This is a genomic window from Priestia koreensis (genome assembly GCF_001274935.1).
Classification (GTDB): domain Bacteria; phylum Bacillota; class Bacilli; order Bacillales; family Bacillaceae_H; genus Bacillus_AG; species Bacillus_AG koreensis.
Genome location: NZ_LILC01000004.1, coordinates 1 through 14,976 on the forward strand (window position 1 = coordinate 1; position 14,976 = coordinate 14,976).

Sequence of the window (14,976 nt, forward strand, 5' to 3'; positions counted from 1 at the left end):
TTATCCGAATAAAAATGTACTTGAACAGAATGGTGTAAAACACAAGGTTCAACCGTTGACAGAGGAAATCCTTTCTGATGTTCCACTGCATTACTATCTAACACCAGGACATTGCCCAGGCCACGTCGTCTATCACCATACAGAAGATAACGTCCTATTAACAGGTGATCTTTTTATTACAGGAAGCAGTGATCTTCATCCTCCTATTCGAAAGTTTAGTGTCGATATGAATACAAATATAGATAGTGGACATATTATAGATGAAATAAAGCCACATTTAATTTCATCTTCACATGGACAAGATCTGTTTTATCATCCTGATTTATACAAGCGATATGCGTTTATTTATAGAGACTGAGCCGTTCGGTGGTGAAAAGTTGCCTTTACACAAATACGAATAATCACAAAAAGAAATAGAATTACTGAATCCTATCAATACATTAAAAAAACAGATCCTTCTTCTTGCGCTTTTTAAGTAGGAAGAAGGTTTTCTATTTAAATATTTTGCTTAAGTGCGTAGAAAAAAAGCGTAGCCACCGGTGGTTACGCTTTTTTTATTGCAATAGACAGATGTTTCAAAAATTCTAAACATGATGGCATCTGTTAGTGTGCCATGCAAGATGTCGTGAATTAGTATAGATCCACACTTTCAAAAGTATGTGTGTGTTTGACAGCCTAAGTATATGCGTCAATGAGACTGATGCTGTGAGTCATTTCGTTGATGTATTTTATATATGAAGCAAAAAAGCACCCCTTTTTATTTTTCTTTTTGAAAGGTCATGCCTAATTTCTTTTCGCTCTAATCGCATACTGTTTTTATAAAATCTCTCGTTTAATTAAAGCAATGTGAGAAGTATATGTTATTGACAAACACTTTTTTCTTTGGGAGACTTAATATACGTTGTGTTTATTAATTTACACAGTGTATAGATTTTATTCGTGTAAGATGATGTATCCTGTTAAACGTTCAATCATTAAAGATCGATGAATGCTATAAAACTCCACATGATGTTGTTGTCTACTATCTAAAAAAGTGCCGCAAGGAGAAAATCAATGTCTAAAAAATTAGATCCTAGAATAAAAAGAACAAATAAATATTTACGAGACGCTTTAGTAGAGCTACTTAAAGAAAAAGACGTGACATCAATCACCATTCAAGAAATTACGGAAAAAGCAGATTTAACTCGGGGAACCTTTTATTTGCACTATCAAGATAAGCAAGATTTTCTTGTGCATAGCATGAATGAAGTTTTAGAAGAACTGATTGAAGAAGTAAAACCTAAGCAAGACGAACAATCCACTCTCAATGTAGATCCCCAAAAAGGTTCGGTCTCTTTTTTAAAGCTTTTTGAATTCATTCAGAAAAACGCTGATTATTTTAAAGTAATGTTAAGTGATCGAGGACTGCCTCAATTTAGAAGTTACATGACAGAAATTGTGAAGACCAAAGTATATGGAGAGCTAATGTCTTCTATTGATGAAGTGGAAGATGGACTTGATATTCCAAAAGATATTCTCATTAGCTATATTGCATCAGCTCACATCGGTGTGATTGGCTCTTGGTTGGAAAGTGACATGAAGTTTAGTGCTGCTTTTATGGCTGATAAATTAACTAGTCTGACACTTTTAGGGCCGATTCGAGTGGCAGGTCTAGAAAATAAAATAAAGCTTCCTTACTGAAGCTTTATTTTTTCGTTTGTCCAAGTATGGAGTTTTAAAATCTTATTTTAAACGTGGCAGCAAATCCAACAAATAGATAGCGTTGGTTTTGGAATTTTTACAATCATGAACAACAGAAAGGAATACTAATATGAAAATAGAAAAACATTGGGGTATTTCTTTACTTGCCGTTTTGGCAATTGGTCCAGGTTTAATGTTAAATACGGCATTAAATTCGATCAGGGAAATTCTCCAAAGGTCATTTGACAACCAATCTTATACCTCAATAACTCCCGTTTTAATCGGCGTTATGAGCTTTGCATTTTGCATCCCATTCGGCCCTATTCTACGCCATAAAATTGGCGAACGCAGGACCTATGTTCTTTCCATGTGTTTGTTTGTTATAGGGGCTCTTATAAGTATGATCTCGAATAGCTTTTTAACAATGGGAATAGGGCGTGTTCTACAAGGAGTAGGGACCGGGTTAACACTCATGATGATGATTCCCATGCTCGTACTTTCATTTCCGATTCATAAGCGAAATCTAGCGTTGCTTGTTCTTATAGGTGGTTTTTATGGTTCGGGTGTTACGGGGGTTTTTTTAGGTATGTTGGTGAATAGCTATGGTCATTGGAAATGGCTATTCTATCTTGCGCTAATACTCTCTCTGCTAGGGATTGGTTTCAGCTATAAATTTTTATCGAATGATCATGCGAAGCCACACGAGAAAAATCCTCTGCCTTTTGATATCGTTGGTTTAACATTCATGTTTATTTTCACAGGATTTATTACGTTTACCTTATTGAATCTCCAAAAGTCTGGATGGAATTCGGCCTATGTATGGGTAGGTATAGTGGGAAGCATTCTCTTTTTATACTTACTATTTATCGCTGAACTGCATAGTAAAAACCCTTTAATTTCCTTTGGGTTAATTGTTTCTCCAAAACCATTCCTAGCTATACTAATTGCTATTGTAGGAAATATTAGCATGATTTTAACTCTGTTGTCACTACAAGGGCTACTTAAAAGTGAATCTTTGTTTGATAGAGGGCAAATTTCCCTTATCTATATTGGGCTTTTTGCTGGAATCATCATTGCTGCTATCTTAAGTACTTTGCTCTATGATAAAGTTGGGCCCGGAGTACTAGGTATTATTGGAGCCATTATTATTATGGTCGTTAATATACAATGGATGTATCTAGATGGGGATGCTCCTGCTATCCTTTTTGTGATTAGTTTTATAGCTTCAACAGCTGGAGTCGGTTTTACAGTAGCGGCTGGTCTAATGGGTGCAGCTTTAGGAGGACCTTTGCCAAGCCTGATCCCTAGAATGGTTACGGTTCAATTTTTACGAGTCATCTCATCTGCAATCATTCCCTTGAGTGTTAGTATCATCTTTAGAAAAGTGTATGAAGATCATCTCACACAAGCAAGTATTGAGGTGAAAGTGGCGAGTAAAGAACATTTTATTCAGTCTTTGCATATAAAATCCGAAATGATGACTTCTCATACTTTTTCTGGTTTCTCATGCTTATGTGGTTTATTAGTATTGGTTCTTTCGATTTTCATGTTTTTAACAGGCAAAGGACACAAACTAGCTCACAAACCTCATCATAAAGAGCAGCATAAAGAAAAGCAAAGTGAGGAAAAAATTCAGGTTGAAACGTCTGCTTCTGTCTCTCCTCCTCAATGTGTGAGTAACAAGTCTTTTCCTAATCCAGTAATTGGTGACAGTGAATTTAGAAAAGCGTTAAAAGCATTTAGTCAAGCTAATTACGCTCCTAAAGAAATGTTGCATATGGGTGACCAAGAGTTTCGAAACGCTCTAAAAAAGATGAAAGACATAGGGAAATAAGTGAGAATAAAAAGAGCCGACTCTCATTTCTAGGAGAGTGGGCCCTTTTTATATTCTAGATATGACGCACCGTTTAAGTTTTTTGGATATTACAAATTATGGTTAATTTCAAAGGTTATAAAATTCTTGTCGTAAAGGATGATATAAGGTGTGCACACTCAGTAATAGCTTGAACGATTGTTTATCTTTTCAATTGAAGCATCTCTCACATCATAACCAATGTAACTTCTCTGCTCTAGCTATGCTCTTTCTCCACATAACAACAAGCCTTGTTAACTTTTCTGTTTTATCTCATTGTGTGATGTACAACCCTCTTTAACAAATTGGAACGCATACAAAAGGATTGATTTTAAAAAGAAAATAATCATCACTCGAGGATGGCTTAACCTTACGTATGAAAACAAACCGAGCCTTTTTAAGAAATTTGAAAACGGAAAGATAAAAAATAGGTCGGTAAAAAAATTAACAACGAGATATTTGAAAAAATGGCCGTATGTATATTTTAAAATCCATATACTTCCAATTAAAAATTGTCCCCATAAAAGCGGTGTTTCACCTCTAGCTTTTGGAAATAAGCGATCATAAAACCACCACCATCTTCTTTTTTCTGCTATGTAACTTTCCAAACGAATTAAAACACATATAAATAAACTGGCTGCGAAAAAGCGCTTAATTGCTTTTTTACCTAGAAAAGGAACACTCAGCCAAGGTACAAGCATAATGCACCATAGCCACACTTTTGGATGCTTCGTCACTTTAAATGACCTCCTAGCAAGAGATGATTATTTTTACTATCTCCCCAACCTCGCAAAAATATCACTCAGGTAACGCTCTTTCATTAGTGAAAAGGTATAAAAAAGCAAGTGGCAAAACAAAATGTAAATTTTAAAAAGCCACATCCCTTTTTAATGCTTAAAAATAGGGATGTGGCTTTTTCTTTGGCTACATTTACTATTCGGTATTCCGAGATGTTTCCTCCTTGGCAGTCCAATGCTTTATAAATCTCTTCTAATGTGGAGAATCTTACCGTTCTTTTTTAAATGAGCAATATACTGCAGTTTCAAATCAGTAAATCCACTTCGTCCTGCTAGCACTTCTTCTTCTGTGACTAAAAATTATTGGGCGGGATTTAAAGAATAGTCAAATGTTCCGTTCTGATCGTAGGCCTCTACTTTTACTTTTATACTTCCCTTTCCGAAATTTCGTGCATTAATTGTAATGGGAATAAGCGCCGTTTGACCCTCTTTAATATCTGTCCATTCAGCGAGGATCTTTTTATCTGGTTCCGCATTCTGGATAACACCGGATGATTCAAATACAACCCTGCCAGATCCTTCTGCACGTAAGTACTCCACGTGCAAATTAAGCTTCATATGTTTCCGGACAAGCGTTTCCTCTACTACCTCGAGAGTAGCACGGATTGGCACCAACATTTTTCCTGATTGTTTCGTGACGGCTCTCCACTCATTTTGACTTTTATTGTGCTCACTGCAACCTATGAGTGTTATAAGACAAATAAAGATCAATATACGCTTGTTCATATTTAGATCCTCCCACCAATAACGGCAGCATTACAAACAGATTAAAATCTAAAGAATAAGTTCTTTTAAAGCAAGTGCCTAGATGACATAAGGAATCATACTAACTAAAACGACTAACCCCAAAATATAAATATTTAAGAGATTTCAATTTGACTAAACCAGCTGCTAGTCTTCGATTTGACTATGACCTTCTCGTTATTCTCCCATTTTAATTCCCCCAGAAACCTCGCATATACCACTTCATTCCCAACTTCTTCTACCAATAGTTGGTTTACTATTCCCAAGCTTCTTGCATTGTAAATTTCACACCATAATTGAAAGCCCGAAACGCGGTGAATCCCTTTTAAAATAGCTGTATTCTTGCGATTAGGGCTTTTCTTAGGCGTTTTAGCGACTAAAAATACCTTTTCATAATTTTCCTTTACAATTTCTTCTAACGCTTCTTCCACATACCGTTCAACAATGCTCGGTGAAAGAGACGAATATTGTTGAAACGTTGGTAAAATATATTTTCTTACAACTCTGCAAAATTCCATATATTTTTCTTCTACAGACTCCAGTTCTAAAAACACCATATAATCGTCTGGAACTAACACATCGACTACTTGTAAAGACTTGATTTCATTACAGGTTACAGATTTCCTAGAATCTGCTAAAAAATAAACGTTACACCATTTACATTCTCTAATTGAAATCCTAACTGATCTAATTTCCTACAAAAGATCATTTCAAAAATCCGAAGTCCATGTATGCGCATATAATGCTTTTTGGGTCTACCTTTTGCCCAATCAGAAATTTGAATATCTACCATTTATTAAGCCTCTTTTTCTTTATGTAATTATGTAATGAACAAAATTTGTTTCCGCACATACTACGAATCTTTAATATAGAAAAATTCCTGTGAAATGTAAGAATCCCCCTTGTACCTTCACCATCTTGCAAACTATAATTACTTCCATCCTAAGACTGCTCATAAGCAAGTTCAGGGTATTCTGCTATTCCGACTGCATAATCAATGGATGAAAGCATGCAGCCCTCCCAAAGTTTTTTACCGTAACGTTTTTATTCATGGTAAACATCGTGTCCTTTCTTTCCTGCTTTCCTAGCATTTGCTGTAATTCATTTCAAAATATGTATGACTTGGATTCTAATTTAGATAGGTTTTAAAGTAGATACGCGATTTAGATCACAGAGCATTAGTGAATCAATTTCTCTCTCCTCCCATAAATCAAAAAGGCTACTAAAATCTCCCTTTTCCTGCATGTATTCTTTCTCATTACTATGAATAGGTAACAGCCATAGTAGTTCTTTACGCTGACAATCAAACAGTTCTAAGAGGCTTCGTGAATCCTGATATTCAATAAAAGCAGGACAAATTAATAGCGTATTCATAGCAAAGGGAGAAATCGCTTCAGAGTTAGATATCGTTTGTCCATAATCAAAAGAGGCATCATAATGAAATGGATAACTCACTAAGCTTGGAAGAAATTCAAAAATCTCTTCGTTTTGTTGGTGTGAAAGCCAAATTAACTCTGATTTTGTGGCATTTAACATACTCTTTTCTGACATTCCTAATGATACGTACGTCCAAACTACCCGTTCAGCTGTAGGAGCGTACTCAAAAATATAAAAAAAGCCACGAGAAATCGTGAAATCTTCGTCTTTTAAAATAGAAGTTTCTTCCCCGCCCTTCCAGTTGTATTTCACGATTCGATGAGGAGTTCCAAAATTCTCATCATAACGATCTTTTATCTGTGCTAAGTTTTTCTTTCGACCATTATTTTTCCAAAAAATAACGTTCACCTTCCTAATTTTTCATTGTTTCTTCAACAACTAGCAAGAAAAGGGAATATAGAAACCTTACTTCCTGAGTATATCCTTTCTCTACAAAGAGAGCTTTTATTACATTCGAAGATTTTTAGCTTGTTCTTATAGTTAGGTCACTTGTTCCTTTCATTGTGTAAAAAGGAGTTCAAACCTTCTAAACAGAATACATAAAAACAGATAAAGTTATCATTAGTTTACTATATGAGGAAAAAAACAAATGAAAAAAAACAAATTACTTCGAATGGACAATATCAGTATAGTGGTAGAATCTCTTGATAACGCCATTTCTTTTTTCGAGGAGATTGGCTTAAGTCTTGAAGGAAGGGCGACTATTGAAGGAGAGTGGTCGGGGCGTGTAACGGGATTAGCGTCTCAGCGTGTAGAAATAGCGATGATGGTTACTCCAGATGGTCACAGTCGTATTGAACTTTCGCGCTTTCTTCAGCCATCTATTCAATCCGATCATCGAAATGCACCGGTAAATGCTTGTGGTTATTTACGGGTCATGTTTACTGTTGAAGACATTGATGAAATGGTCTCTAGGCTCGAAAAGCATGGTGCCAAGCTCGTTGGTGAAGTAGTGCAATATGAAAACGCCTATCGCCTCTGTTACATTCGTGGAGTGGAAGGAATTCTTATTGGGTTGGCTGAACAGCTTGTTCACACATAAGAGAACACATTCATTACACGTCAAATCCAGCGATTGATCGCAAAGTGCTTAAACAAAAATGCTTGAAGTCCTTCTCCAAGCATTTTGTATGAATATTTGTTTCAGATTCACTGCTAATTACTGAACAACTAAAACTTATTTGTGTTTTTTATCCCATTCTGATTTACTCAGCATGTAATGGTAGTAACGCTTATTGTCTATCATGCGTTCACCTTGATAAGTAAAACAGCATTTTTGAATGACGCTATTGGATGCATTATTATTAATGAGAGCTACTGCATTAAGTGTTTCCATTTTTGTATGAGTAAACAAGTAATGAATGAGTGCTTTAGAGGCTTTTGTTGCGTATCCCTTCTTTTGATAGCTGCTTGAAATAGCGTACATGATTTCTCTATTTGGAAAAGGAAGTTCATCTTTTATACCTGTGCAGCACCAGCCGATGAATTCACCTGTTTGTTTGATAAATATCCCCAGCTTTAAGATATGGTGATCTTTATCTGATAGATTGGCTGCAACATCAAGAAACGCTTTGTTTCCTGGAATTTCGTAATTAGTAATCCAATTTATCCGTTGGCTCTTTGTTGTTTTCCAGTCTGGCAAAAATTCAGCTATTTCTGGCTCATTTGATATTTTGCAAATACGGTTCGCATCTTGAATTGAAAACTCTTGAAGGTAAATATCTTCACCATCTATTCGAAATAAGTGCGTTGATGTTTGATCACCCATATCGTTACCTCTCCTGCTTCATTTTAATTGAATTTAGCACTTCACTTTCAACGTTAACACGGGTAAACATTACACCGATAAATTTTGCAAGTTTAAATCCTTTTTCAGATAGTAGTGCTCGAAATCTCTCCCCACACCTTTTAGACTGCCAAACACTTGAAAGCCATTCTTCTTATAGAAATCGAGCGCTTGAAAACTTAACGTATCCACTTTTATAAAGTCACATTTTTTCTCTACGGCCACTTTCTCAACCTCTGATAATAGCTTCGTTCCGTATCCAGATCGTCTACTATCTTCATCAAGAAAAATAGTATAAATCTCTAACCAATTCCAGCATACGGCGCTCAAAATCCCACCGCGAAGAGCACCGTTTTCATCCTTTACCAATACATTTACTTCTTCATATCGCCCTCCCAATTCCTTCGGAAAGTGCTGCAAGTTAAACAAGTAAAGCTGATCGTCGATATATTGTTTCTCTTTTTGATTCCATTCCTTACTTATATGAAGTTTCATCATAAAATCCCCCTTTGTTCCACTGCGTTCATTCATAACGATCGATTACTACTAGTTTATTATGTGAACGGGGTATAAGATACCTCGTATTTCATTCATAAACAAACGAAAGCCAACGTGGTCGCGACCACATTGGCTTTCGTTATAAGACGTTTCTTTTCTTTTTTTCTTTCAATACAATTCTTTGAATGCTTTTATACGACAAATAATAGGTGACGCTTAACGTGTTTAGATCCACACCGGATAAATAGTCCGTATAAATTTTCGCGTCTCTTCTATTTAATTCACCTCGTGTAGAAGTATTGGTTCCCCAATCTCTTTTTGTGCCTTCTCTTCGAGGGATATAAATGCATTCCCCATCAACATATTGCTGTATTAGCTCCACTAACTCTATTGGTAAAAGATCTTTGGCTTTTTTATAGCTCATTTTTGCACTCCTAATCGTGTATTTATATTAGAAGAAGCAAAGGCTATGTGATCTTTACTTGGTTTTTACATAGCCTTTGCTATGCACAAAAAGGTTGCCTTCTCATAAATAAACCCTCCTACCTTTTATTGGAATTTTTACTTTAATGAAATCATAGCATAGTTTTTTGAATTCCGAGAACCCTATTTTCTGATTTTTGGGATAAATAGAGTTTGCCAGTGATACTGAGTCACTACCTTATTTGGTTTTAAATAGCAGGATTCTCTAAACATCAAGTTAACTCTCCTACGATCAATAACTTAATACTTAAAGGAAATGTAGTGCGAAATATCGAAACATATCCTACGCTTAGATAAGTTTTCCATACAGAAATAATTACAGGAAACGAAGGTGATTGTATGATTATTTATAAAGGGACACCGATGATTGAAACCCAAAGACTTGTGTTAAGGAAAATAGAAATGAATGATGCAAGTAGAATGTTTGATTACATATTCTCAGATCATCGTGTAATGGATAATTTAATCAAGGGACCACATAAAGCGATTTCTGAAACAATCGATCGATTGACTGAAATTACGAACCACTATGTGAGCGAAAACTTTTGTTATTGGGGAATTGAAATGAAGGAAAGTGGTGAACTGATCGGTACGATAGATCTATATAATATCGATGACGGTACGGAAAATTGTGAAGTTGGATATAACATCGGATTTAATTGGTGGAATCAAGGATATGGATCAGAAGCATTGCATGCAATTGTTGAATTCGCATTTCGTTTTATGAATATCCATAAAATATCAGCCACACATAATATCGATAACCCTGCATCAGGTAGGATCATGTTAAAAGTGGGAATGAAACGTGAAGGCATTATTAGACATATGATTCGAAAAAATAATCAATACAAGGATTGTGGGATCTACGGGATTCTTCAGCAGGAGTATTTAGAAATGAATTTTCTTAATCCAATACCAATATTGAACGTAGTACATTAATCATTTTTTCCTCAAAATGTTTCTTCAACTAAAATGCCCGTTAGTTGAAGAAACAACTATCAAAAATAAACATCCTCCCATTCTTCAGGTGATCCACTTGTAATTCGTCTTTAATTAATAGTCCTTCTTTTTTTGTAACAGGATTTGCAAATTAATATACCTTGGAAAAATGATTAACATATTCTTTTCACACACTAGTCGATCTCGTATAAAACTGTATTACAGGTGAATTCCACACCTAAAATGTATTTTCCTTCCATGTGTGAGGTTGAAATTTTTTAAAATCCTATTATTAAAAGACTCCACAAATATGAAAAAAGAGAATAAATCCACCTTAATTAAGTAAGCGCATACATTTTTCATCGATAGTGTAATGAAAATTCAGCTCATTCTCATATACTCCATATTGAAACATTACATTGCATTTGGAGGTTGATCATTTGAAGAAGATACGCCATGTATGGGTCAGTCTTATTTTATTGTTTGTTATGCTTCCTTGGTTCCCTTCACCAGCAGCTGCTGCATATGACGGACAAACTCTGGACACGGGAATTTACTGGTTTGGTTCAGGTAACGTCTCACAAAAGTTTATTGCGGGGCAATCAAATTCCTACTTTAATGCAAGTAAACCAACCGTTATCTATATTCATGGCTGGCAAAACGGCACCACTGCCTCCCTTTTCCGCGAGACATTTAACCCTAAACGAAATGACCCAACAAATGGTCCAGACGTGAACACCGTCGACTACTGGGTTGCTAAAGGCTGGAATGTAGGGATCTTTTACTGGAATCAACTAGCAGACGAAAGTGAAGTGAAAGATGCAGAAGCTAAAATTTGGTCCACTTCTGGAACTCAAGGTATGCGCTGGCGCAAGAAAGACGGAACATACAGTACATCAGGTGCACCAACCGTTTCAGCAGCACAATTGTTTGTGAATACATACAAACAAGCCATGCAAGGATTTACGGGGAGTGAAGTTCGTCTTGCGGGACATTCGCTAGGAAGTCAAATGGTAACGAATGGTGCAAAGCTAATTAGTGATCAGGTTGATAGTGGAACCATGTCCTCAAATTTAAGACCAAAGCGTGTTGCTCTTCTTGATCCGTTTTGGTCGAAAGATGGTAAAAGCTATTTAGGTGGTTCATGGACTGGGGAAGTTTGTCGTCAATACGTCACGCAATTAAAGACAAAAGGAGTCGTATTTGAACAATATAAATCAAGTGCGATCACAGACATAGGCATTGGTGACAGCAATAGTGGAATGCTACAGTTAACAGCGTTCGCTGAACTTAAACCCTGGTATGTTTCTGCACTTGATCAAGCCGGAAAGCACGGCGCAGCAAGAGATTGGTATTTCTACTCCATGGGGTCCGCTGCACCTGCTGAAACGAAGGGTGGTGTATCAACAGGACTGACGGGCCCTTCTGCCGCTACGGCTACTACGCGTATACAAACGATGATGAACTCAAGCAACAGGTGGTATCAAAATGCAGGGCAAAATACGGCAAATCCTGCTGATGATAAATTTGAGGTCACTACTCGTTAAAGAATTTTAACGAATGGATTAATTAAATTAAGTAACAGATTTTTCTAGGAGCCCAGTGCGACAGCATGAGGGCTCTATTTTTGATAAGTTTAGATGTATTGTAATTTATGTAAGGAATATATGATTAAAAATCTTCTTCCATTTCTTTGTAAAATTGTGCTGATGTCGACGGAACAAATATAATCGTGTATTCCTCCCCTAGCTCCTTTTTTACCTCGTTAAATAATTTCATTCCTTTTTCATTGTGCTGTTTCTCTAATGTTAATCCATTCTCTTTTAAGGAGTCCGTTTCAAAATCAATCCATTCACCATATTCTACTATCCACTGAGATAACTCTTCCTGCCGCTGATCTGATAATGGAAAGTCTTCTACATCTAAATTCCAGCCGCAATCGTTACACCAAATTGGATCAAAAGAAAAATCTGCTTCTAGTTTATAAGCAGTGTGCTTGCATTTTCTTCTCAGTTTCCAAAACATACGTCATTCACCCTCCCACTCTTCAACAAACAGACCGGTTCTTGTAGCAAAATGAATAGCGTCTGGACAAGGTGTGTGAGAGCCAATATACATATAATAATCCCACCCAAATTTTACGAAAAATTCGTCCTTATGATCCAGATTACACCACAAAAAATTACGCAAAATCATTTGACAAATTAAGCGGACTTCATGAGTAGTGACCGTTGAATGATTTTTCAAAGACAGCTGTTCAAATTCTTCGTTATATAGAGGAGATTTTCAATCTTCTTCTGTTAAGTAGTACTCTATTTCGGAAATAGTTAAAGAGTCCGTATCACTTTCCTCCATAAATTTTTGAACAGAATCTATATATGCCCTCTCAACACGTTGATATTCGGTCATTGTAAATGGTTTTCCATCAATTGTATTTCCTATTTCAGAAGGACAAGTCCATTCATCTGTTAGTGTATATATTCCATTTTCATCTCGAAAGGCGGGGTTATATTTTGTAACCCGCCACTTAAAGTTTTTTTGACTCTCCAAACTACTTACTCCCCCTAGATTATGCATTGTTGGTTATTTGTACAATTATACAGTAAATGAAAAGCATCAGCATGAATTGAATTTTTTGATCTGAAAAACAGAGCGATTATGCTATAACCGCTCTGTTTTTTTGTGCAACTCACTATTCTTATTCATTTATCATAAGCATCCCTAAATAAAAGATCGTAGTGATCAGCGCTTGCTTTGTTCTATTATATACTCTGTGATTTGCTTGTATTTGATTTTCTAGAGGCGTATTGAACAATAATACAAATCACTAAAATCCCCAGTAAAATAGCCGAAGCAATTTGTGTTCCGTTTTGTAGACCTAGCCCTCCCTTTTCATGGGGCTTAATTAGAAAGTCGCCAAACGTAGCACCGAAAGGACGAGTTAGTACAAATGCGGTCCAAAATAAAAACACGCGATTAATTTTCGTAAACCAGTAAGCTAAGAGAACGAGTAAAATTAACCCTCCTGTCAACATGGCTCCTTGAGCGATCGTCAACCCTAGGCCTTGCTCCAAATACTGACCCCCGCCAGCTAATTGGGAAACACCTTTCGGCTGATGTGAGAGGAAATCCCCTGCAGCAGTTCCAAGCGTATTTGATACTAAAATGGCAATCCAGTAAAGAACTTCTACTTTTTTCGTCTGAATGTTCTTTACGTTTAAAGTGGGCTCTGTAAAATACCAAAAGACAAAAATTAGAGCGAGTAACGTAACCAAAATTAGAGAACCTTTCATATAGCCTAACCCAAGGGAGCGATCCATATAATCTGAAAAAGCGGTTCCTGCTAAAATAGTTGATAAGATCACAGTCCAGTACACAGGAGGAATATACTTCTTCACAAACAGCTGACAGGTTAAGAACACTGCGAAAATTCCTTAAAAGAAAAGAAGTGGTGTAAAGTAATTGTCTTCTGTACCTGGAACTGTGAAAAGGTCACTTCCTGTTTCACCCAAAGTAGTAGCGGCAATTTTCATAATCCAAAATAAAAGCGTTAATTGAGGGATTTTGTTTAATGCTGATCGCATGTTTAGTTGATCATTTTTCATCTAATCCCCTCCCCCTTCTTTCCTTATAAAAGCCTGCTTATCATCTCATAACTCAATTAAAAATTGTTAAAGATTGTATGGAAATTCCATGAAAATTAGATTGATAAATAATAAAGAAACAGCTTGTCCTAATTCCATGCTCTTCAAACATTTTTACTGTGATAATAGTCATACTATGTAGATCACTCTCGTTATGTTTGTAACGAAGCCCCTGTAAGTTAATAAATCATTATTTTCTAGTTATCGGCCCTACATGAATCGACACAGTAATTTAGATAAAGAAGATTAATTAATGATTAAAAAACCAGTTTTCGTTTTTCTTTATGCTACAGTAAAAAAGAAAGTAGTTTAAAAATAGAGCTTCGTTCTAGAAGTACTGTTTGGGAAAGTTGGAGACGATCATGCCACACTTACTTAGTGCATTACAACATCACAGTTATCTCATTCTGTTTTTAGGGATTTTTTTAGAAGTACTAGCCGTTCCAGTCTCAGGGGAATTACTCATGGGCTATGCTGGTTACTTGGTTTACCAAGAAAAAATGAACTATATCTTTGCATTGTGTCTCGTTTATTTAGCAGCAGGCATTGGAGTTAGCCTGACTTTTTTAATTGGAAAAACGGTAGGATACACGTTTTTTGAAAAATACGGGAAGTATATTGGGTTTAGTCCTAAGAAACTCAGAAAGTCGATGTCTTGGTTCGATCGTTCAGGTAGTGCCCTTTTACTATTCGTCTACTTCATTCCAGGAGTTCGACATTTTACTGGATATGTATACGGAATATCAACCAGATCATATCGACGCTTTATCATCCCTTCCTTCATCGGCCTTTTTTTATGGACTACAAGCTTTATTACATTAGGAAAAATCATGGGACCACAGTGGAAAAGTATTCAAAATATTGCTGGAAGCTATATGATTGAGATCATTCTTGTAATCATCGCAATAGTAGTTCTTTTCGCTGTCTATCACGTGTATAACAAACAACTGAAAGCACTTTATAAGAAGACGATAAAATATGTGATTCATTTATTGACCATTCTAACAGAGACAGACACTTTACTCGTATTAACCATTTTATCTATGATCGGGATCCTATTATTAGCAACAGGAATAACATAAGACCTTATTCAAATACATGTACACAAGAGACAAC

The 14,976-nt window shown here is 36.1% G+C and carries 17 protein-coding genes; 7 read left to right on the top strand and 10 right to left on the bottom strand.

What is annotated here, in order from left to right:
- The 3 genes from AMD01_RS03975 to AMD01_RS03985 all read left to right on the top strand — a co-directional run.
- A partial coding sequence (locus AMD01_RS03975; RefSeq protein WP_157052606.1) for an MBL fold metallo-hydrolase occupies positions 1–358 on the top strand: 358 nt, incomplete at its 5' end.
- Between the two features lie 695 nt (positions 359–1,053).
- Positions 1,054–1,680 (top strand): TetR/AcrR family transcriptional regulator, encoded by a 627-nt coding sequence (locus AMD01_RS03980; protein ID WP_053400121.1) that lies wholly within the window; start codon positions 1,054–1,056, stop codon positions 1,678–1,680.
- Positions 1,681–1,810: 130 nt separating this feature from the next.
- Positions 1,811–3,514: an MFS transporter gene (locus AMD01_RS03985; protein WP_053400122.1), complete on the top strand. Its 1,704-nt coding sequence runs from the start codon at positions 1,811–1,813 to the stop codon at positions 3,512–3,514.
- 1,115 nt (positions 3,515–4,629) lie between these two features.
- Here AMD01_RS03985 and AMD01_RS03995 read toward each other — a convergent pair.
- From AMD01_RS03995 to AMD01_RS04005, 3 genes are all read right to left on the bottom strand, one after another.
- Entirely contained in the window at positions 4,630–5,055 is a 426-nt protein-coding gene (locus AMD01_RS03995; protein WP_053400124.1) for a hypothetical protein, read from the bottom strand.
- 134 nt (positions 5,056–5,189) lie between these two features.
- Positions 5,190–5,591 carry a hypothetical protein gene (locus AMD01_RS25005; protein WP_342666964.1) on the bottom strand — a complete coding sequence of 134 codons (402 nt, stop codon included), beginning with the start codon at positions 5,589–5,591 and terminating at the stop codon, positions 5,190–5,192.
- A 616-nt stretch (positions 5,592–6,207) separates the two neighbouring features.
- Positions 6,208–6,858 carry a suppressor of fused domain protein gene (locus AMD01_RS04005; RefSeq protein ID WP_053400125.1) on the bottom strand — a complete coding sequence of 217 codons (651 nt, stop codon included), beginning with the start codon at positions 6,856–6,858 and terminating at the stop codon, positions 6,208–6,210.
- 241 nt (positions 6,859–7,099) lie between these two features.
- Here AMD01_RS04005 and AMD01_RS04010 point away from each other — a divergent pair, with 241 nt between their 5' ends.
- Positions 7,100–7,552 carry a VOC family protein gene (locus AMD01_RS04010; RefSeq protein ID WP_053400126.1) on the top strand — a complete coding sequence of 151 codons (453 nt, stop codon included), beginning with the start codon at positions 7,100–7,102 and terminating at the stop codon, positions 7,550–7,552.
- Positions 7,553–7,687: 135 nt separating this feature from the next.
- Here the strand turns inward: AMD01_RS04010 and AMD01_RS04015 are convergent, their stop codons facing one another.
- From AMD01_RS04015 to AMD01_RS04025, 3 genes are all read right to left on the bottom strand, one after another.
- The gene (locus AMD01_RS04015) at positions 7,688–8,278 is read right to left on the bottom strand and encodes a GNAT family N-acetyltransferase (RefSeq protein WP_053400127.1); all 591 of its coding nucleotides are present in this window, start codon (positions 8,276–8,278) and stop codon (positions 7,688–7,690) included.
- Positions 8,279–8,347: 69 nt separating this feature from the next.
- Positions 8,348–8,791 (bottom strand): GNAT family N-acetyltransferase, encoded by a 444-nt coding sequence (locus AMD01_RS04020; protein WP_053400128.1) that lies wholly within the window; start codon positions 8,789–8,791, stop codon positions 8,348–8,350.
- Positions 8,792–8,933: 142 nt separating this feature from the next.
- Positions 8,934–9,218 (bottom strand): CD3324 family protein, encoded by a 285-nt coding sequence (locus AMD01_RS04025; protein ID WP_053400129.1) that lies wholly within the window; start codon positions 9,216–9,218, stop codon positions 8,934–8,936.
- A gap of 422 nt (positions 9,219–9,640) precedes the next feature.
- Between AMD01_RS04025 and AMD01_RS04030 the strand changes: the two genes are divergently transcribed.
- Positions 9,641–10,216 (top strand): GNAT family N-acetyltransferase, encoded by a 576-nt coding sequence (locus AMD01_RS04030; RefSeq protein ID WP_281176834.1) that lies wholly within the window; start codon positions 9,641–9,643, stop codon positions 10,214–10,216.
- A 440-nt stretch (positions 10,217–10,656) separates the two neighbouring features.
- On the top strand, positions 10,657–11,763 hold the full coding sequence (locus AMD01_RS04035; protein WP_053400131.1) for a cell adhesion domain-containing protein: 1,107 nt from the start codon (positions 10,657–10,659) through the stop codon (positions 11,761–11,763).
- A gap of 124 nt (positions 11,764–11,887) precedes the next feature.
- Here the strand turns inward: AMD01_RS04035 and AMD01_RS04040 are convergent, their stop codons facing one another.
- From AMD01_RS04040 to AMD01_RS24635, 4 genes are all read right to left on the bottom strand, one after another.
- Complete coding sequence (locus tag AMD01_RS04040; protein ID WP_053400132.1) at positions 11,888–12,241, bottom strand: hypothetical protein; 354 nt, start codon at positions 12,239–12,241, stop codon at positions 11,888–11,890.
- Positions 12,242–12,502: 261 nt separating this feature from the next.
- Positions 12,503–12,766, bottom strand: coding sequence for a hypothetical protein (locus AMD01_RS04045; protein ID WP_053400133.1), 264 nt, complete (start codon positions 12,764–12,766; stop codon positions 12,503–12,505).
- 212 nt (positions 12,767–12,978) lie between these two features.
- A complete protein-coding gene (locus AMD01_RS04050) occupies positions 12,979–13,638 on the bottom strand; it encodes a COG4705 family protein (RefSeq protein ID WP_245638880.1) in 660 nt (219 codons plus the stop codon).
- 12 nt (positions 13,639–13,650) lie between these two features.
- Complete coding sequence (locus tag AMD01_RS24635; RefSeq protein WP_245638881.1) at positions 13,651–13,821, bottom strand: hypothetical protein; 171 nt, start codon at positions 13,819–13,821, stop codon at positions 13,651–13,653.
- A gap of 380 nt (positions 13,822–14,201) precedes the next feature.
- Here AMD01_RS24635 and AMD01_RS04055 point away from each other — a divergent pair, with 380 nt between their 5' ends.
- A complete protein-coding gene (locus AMD01_RS04055) occupies positions 14,202–14,942 on the top strand; it encodes a DedA family protein (RefSeq protein ID WP_157052607.1) in 741 nt (246 codons plus the stop codon).
- Positions 14,943–14,976 lie beyond the last annotated feature (34 nt).

What these genes read in the sequence shown, in the direction of transcription:
- AMD01_RS03980 (WP_053400121.1), top strand. Translation starts at nt 1,054, where the DNA reads ATGTCTAAAAAATTAGATCCTAGAATAAAAAGAACAAATAAATATTTA.
- AMD01_RS03985 (WP_053400122.1), top strand. Translation starts at nt 1,811, where the DNA reads ATGAAAATAGAAAAACATTGGGGTATTTCTTTACTTGCCGTTTTGGCA.
- AMD01_RS03995 (WP_053400124.1), bottom strand. Translation starts at nt 5,055, where the DNA reads ATGAACAAGCGTATATTGATCTTTATTTGTCTTATAACACTCATAGGT.
- AMD01_RS25005 (WP_342666964.1), bottom strand. Translation starts at nt 5,591, where the DNA reads ATGGAATTTTGCAGAGTTGTAAGAAAATATATTTTACCAACGTTTCAA.
- AMD01_RS04010 (WP_053400126.1), top strand. Translation starts at nt 7,100, where the DNA reads ATGAAAAAAAACAAATTACTTCGAATGGACAATATCAGTATAGTGGTA.
- AMD01_RS04015 (WP_053400127.1), bottom strand. Translation starts at nt 8,278, where the DNA reads ATGGGTGATCAAACATCAACGCACTTATTTCGAATAGATGGTGAAGAT.
- AMD01_RS04020 (WP_053400128.1), bottom strand. Translation starts at nt 8,791, where the DNA reads ATGAAACTTCATATAAGTAAGGAATGGAATCAAAAAGAGAAACAATAT.
- AMD01_RS04025 (WP_053400129.1), bottom strand. Translation starts at nt 9,218, where the DNA reads ATGAGCTATAAAAAAGCCAAAGATCTTTTACCAATAGAGTTAGTGGAG.
- AMD01_RS04030 (WP_281176834.1), top strand. Translation starts at nt 9,641, where the DNA reads ATGATTGAAACCCAAAGACTTGTGTTAAGGAAAATAGAAATGAATGAT.
- AMD01_RS04040 (WP_053400132.1), bottom strand. Translation starts at nt 12,241, where the DNA reads ATGTTTTGGAAACTGAGAAGAAAATGCAAGCACACTGCTTATAAACTA.
- AMD01_RS24635 (WP_245638881.1), bottom strand. Translation starts at nt 13,821, where the DNA reads ATGAAAAATGATCAACTAAACATGCGATCAGCATTAAACAAAATCCCT.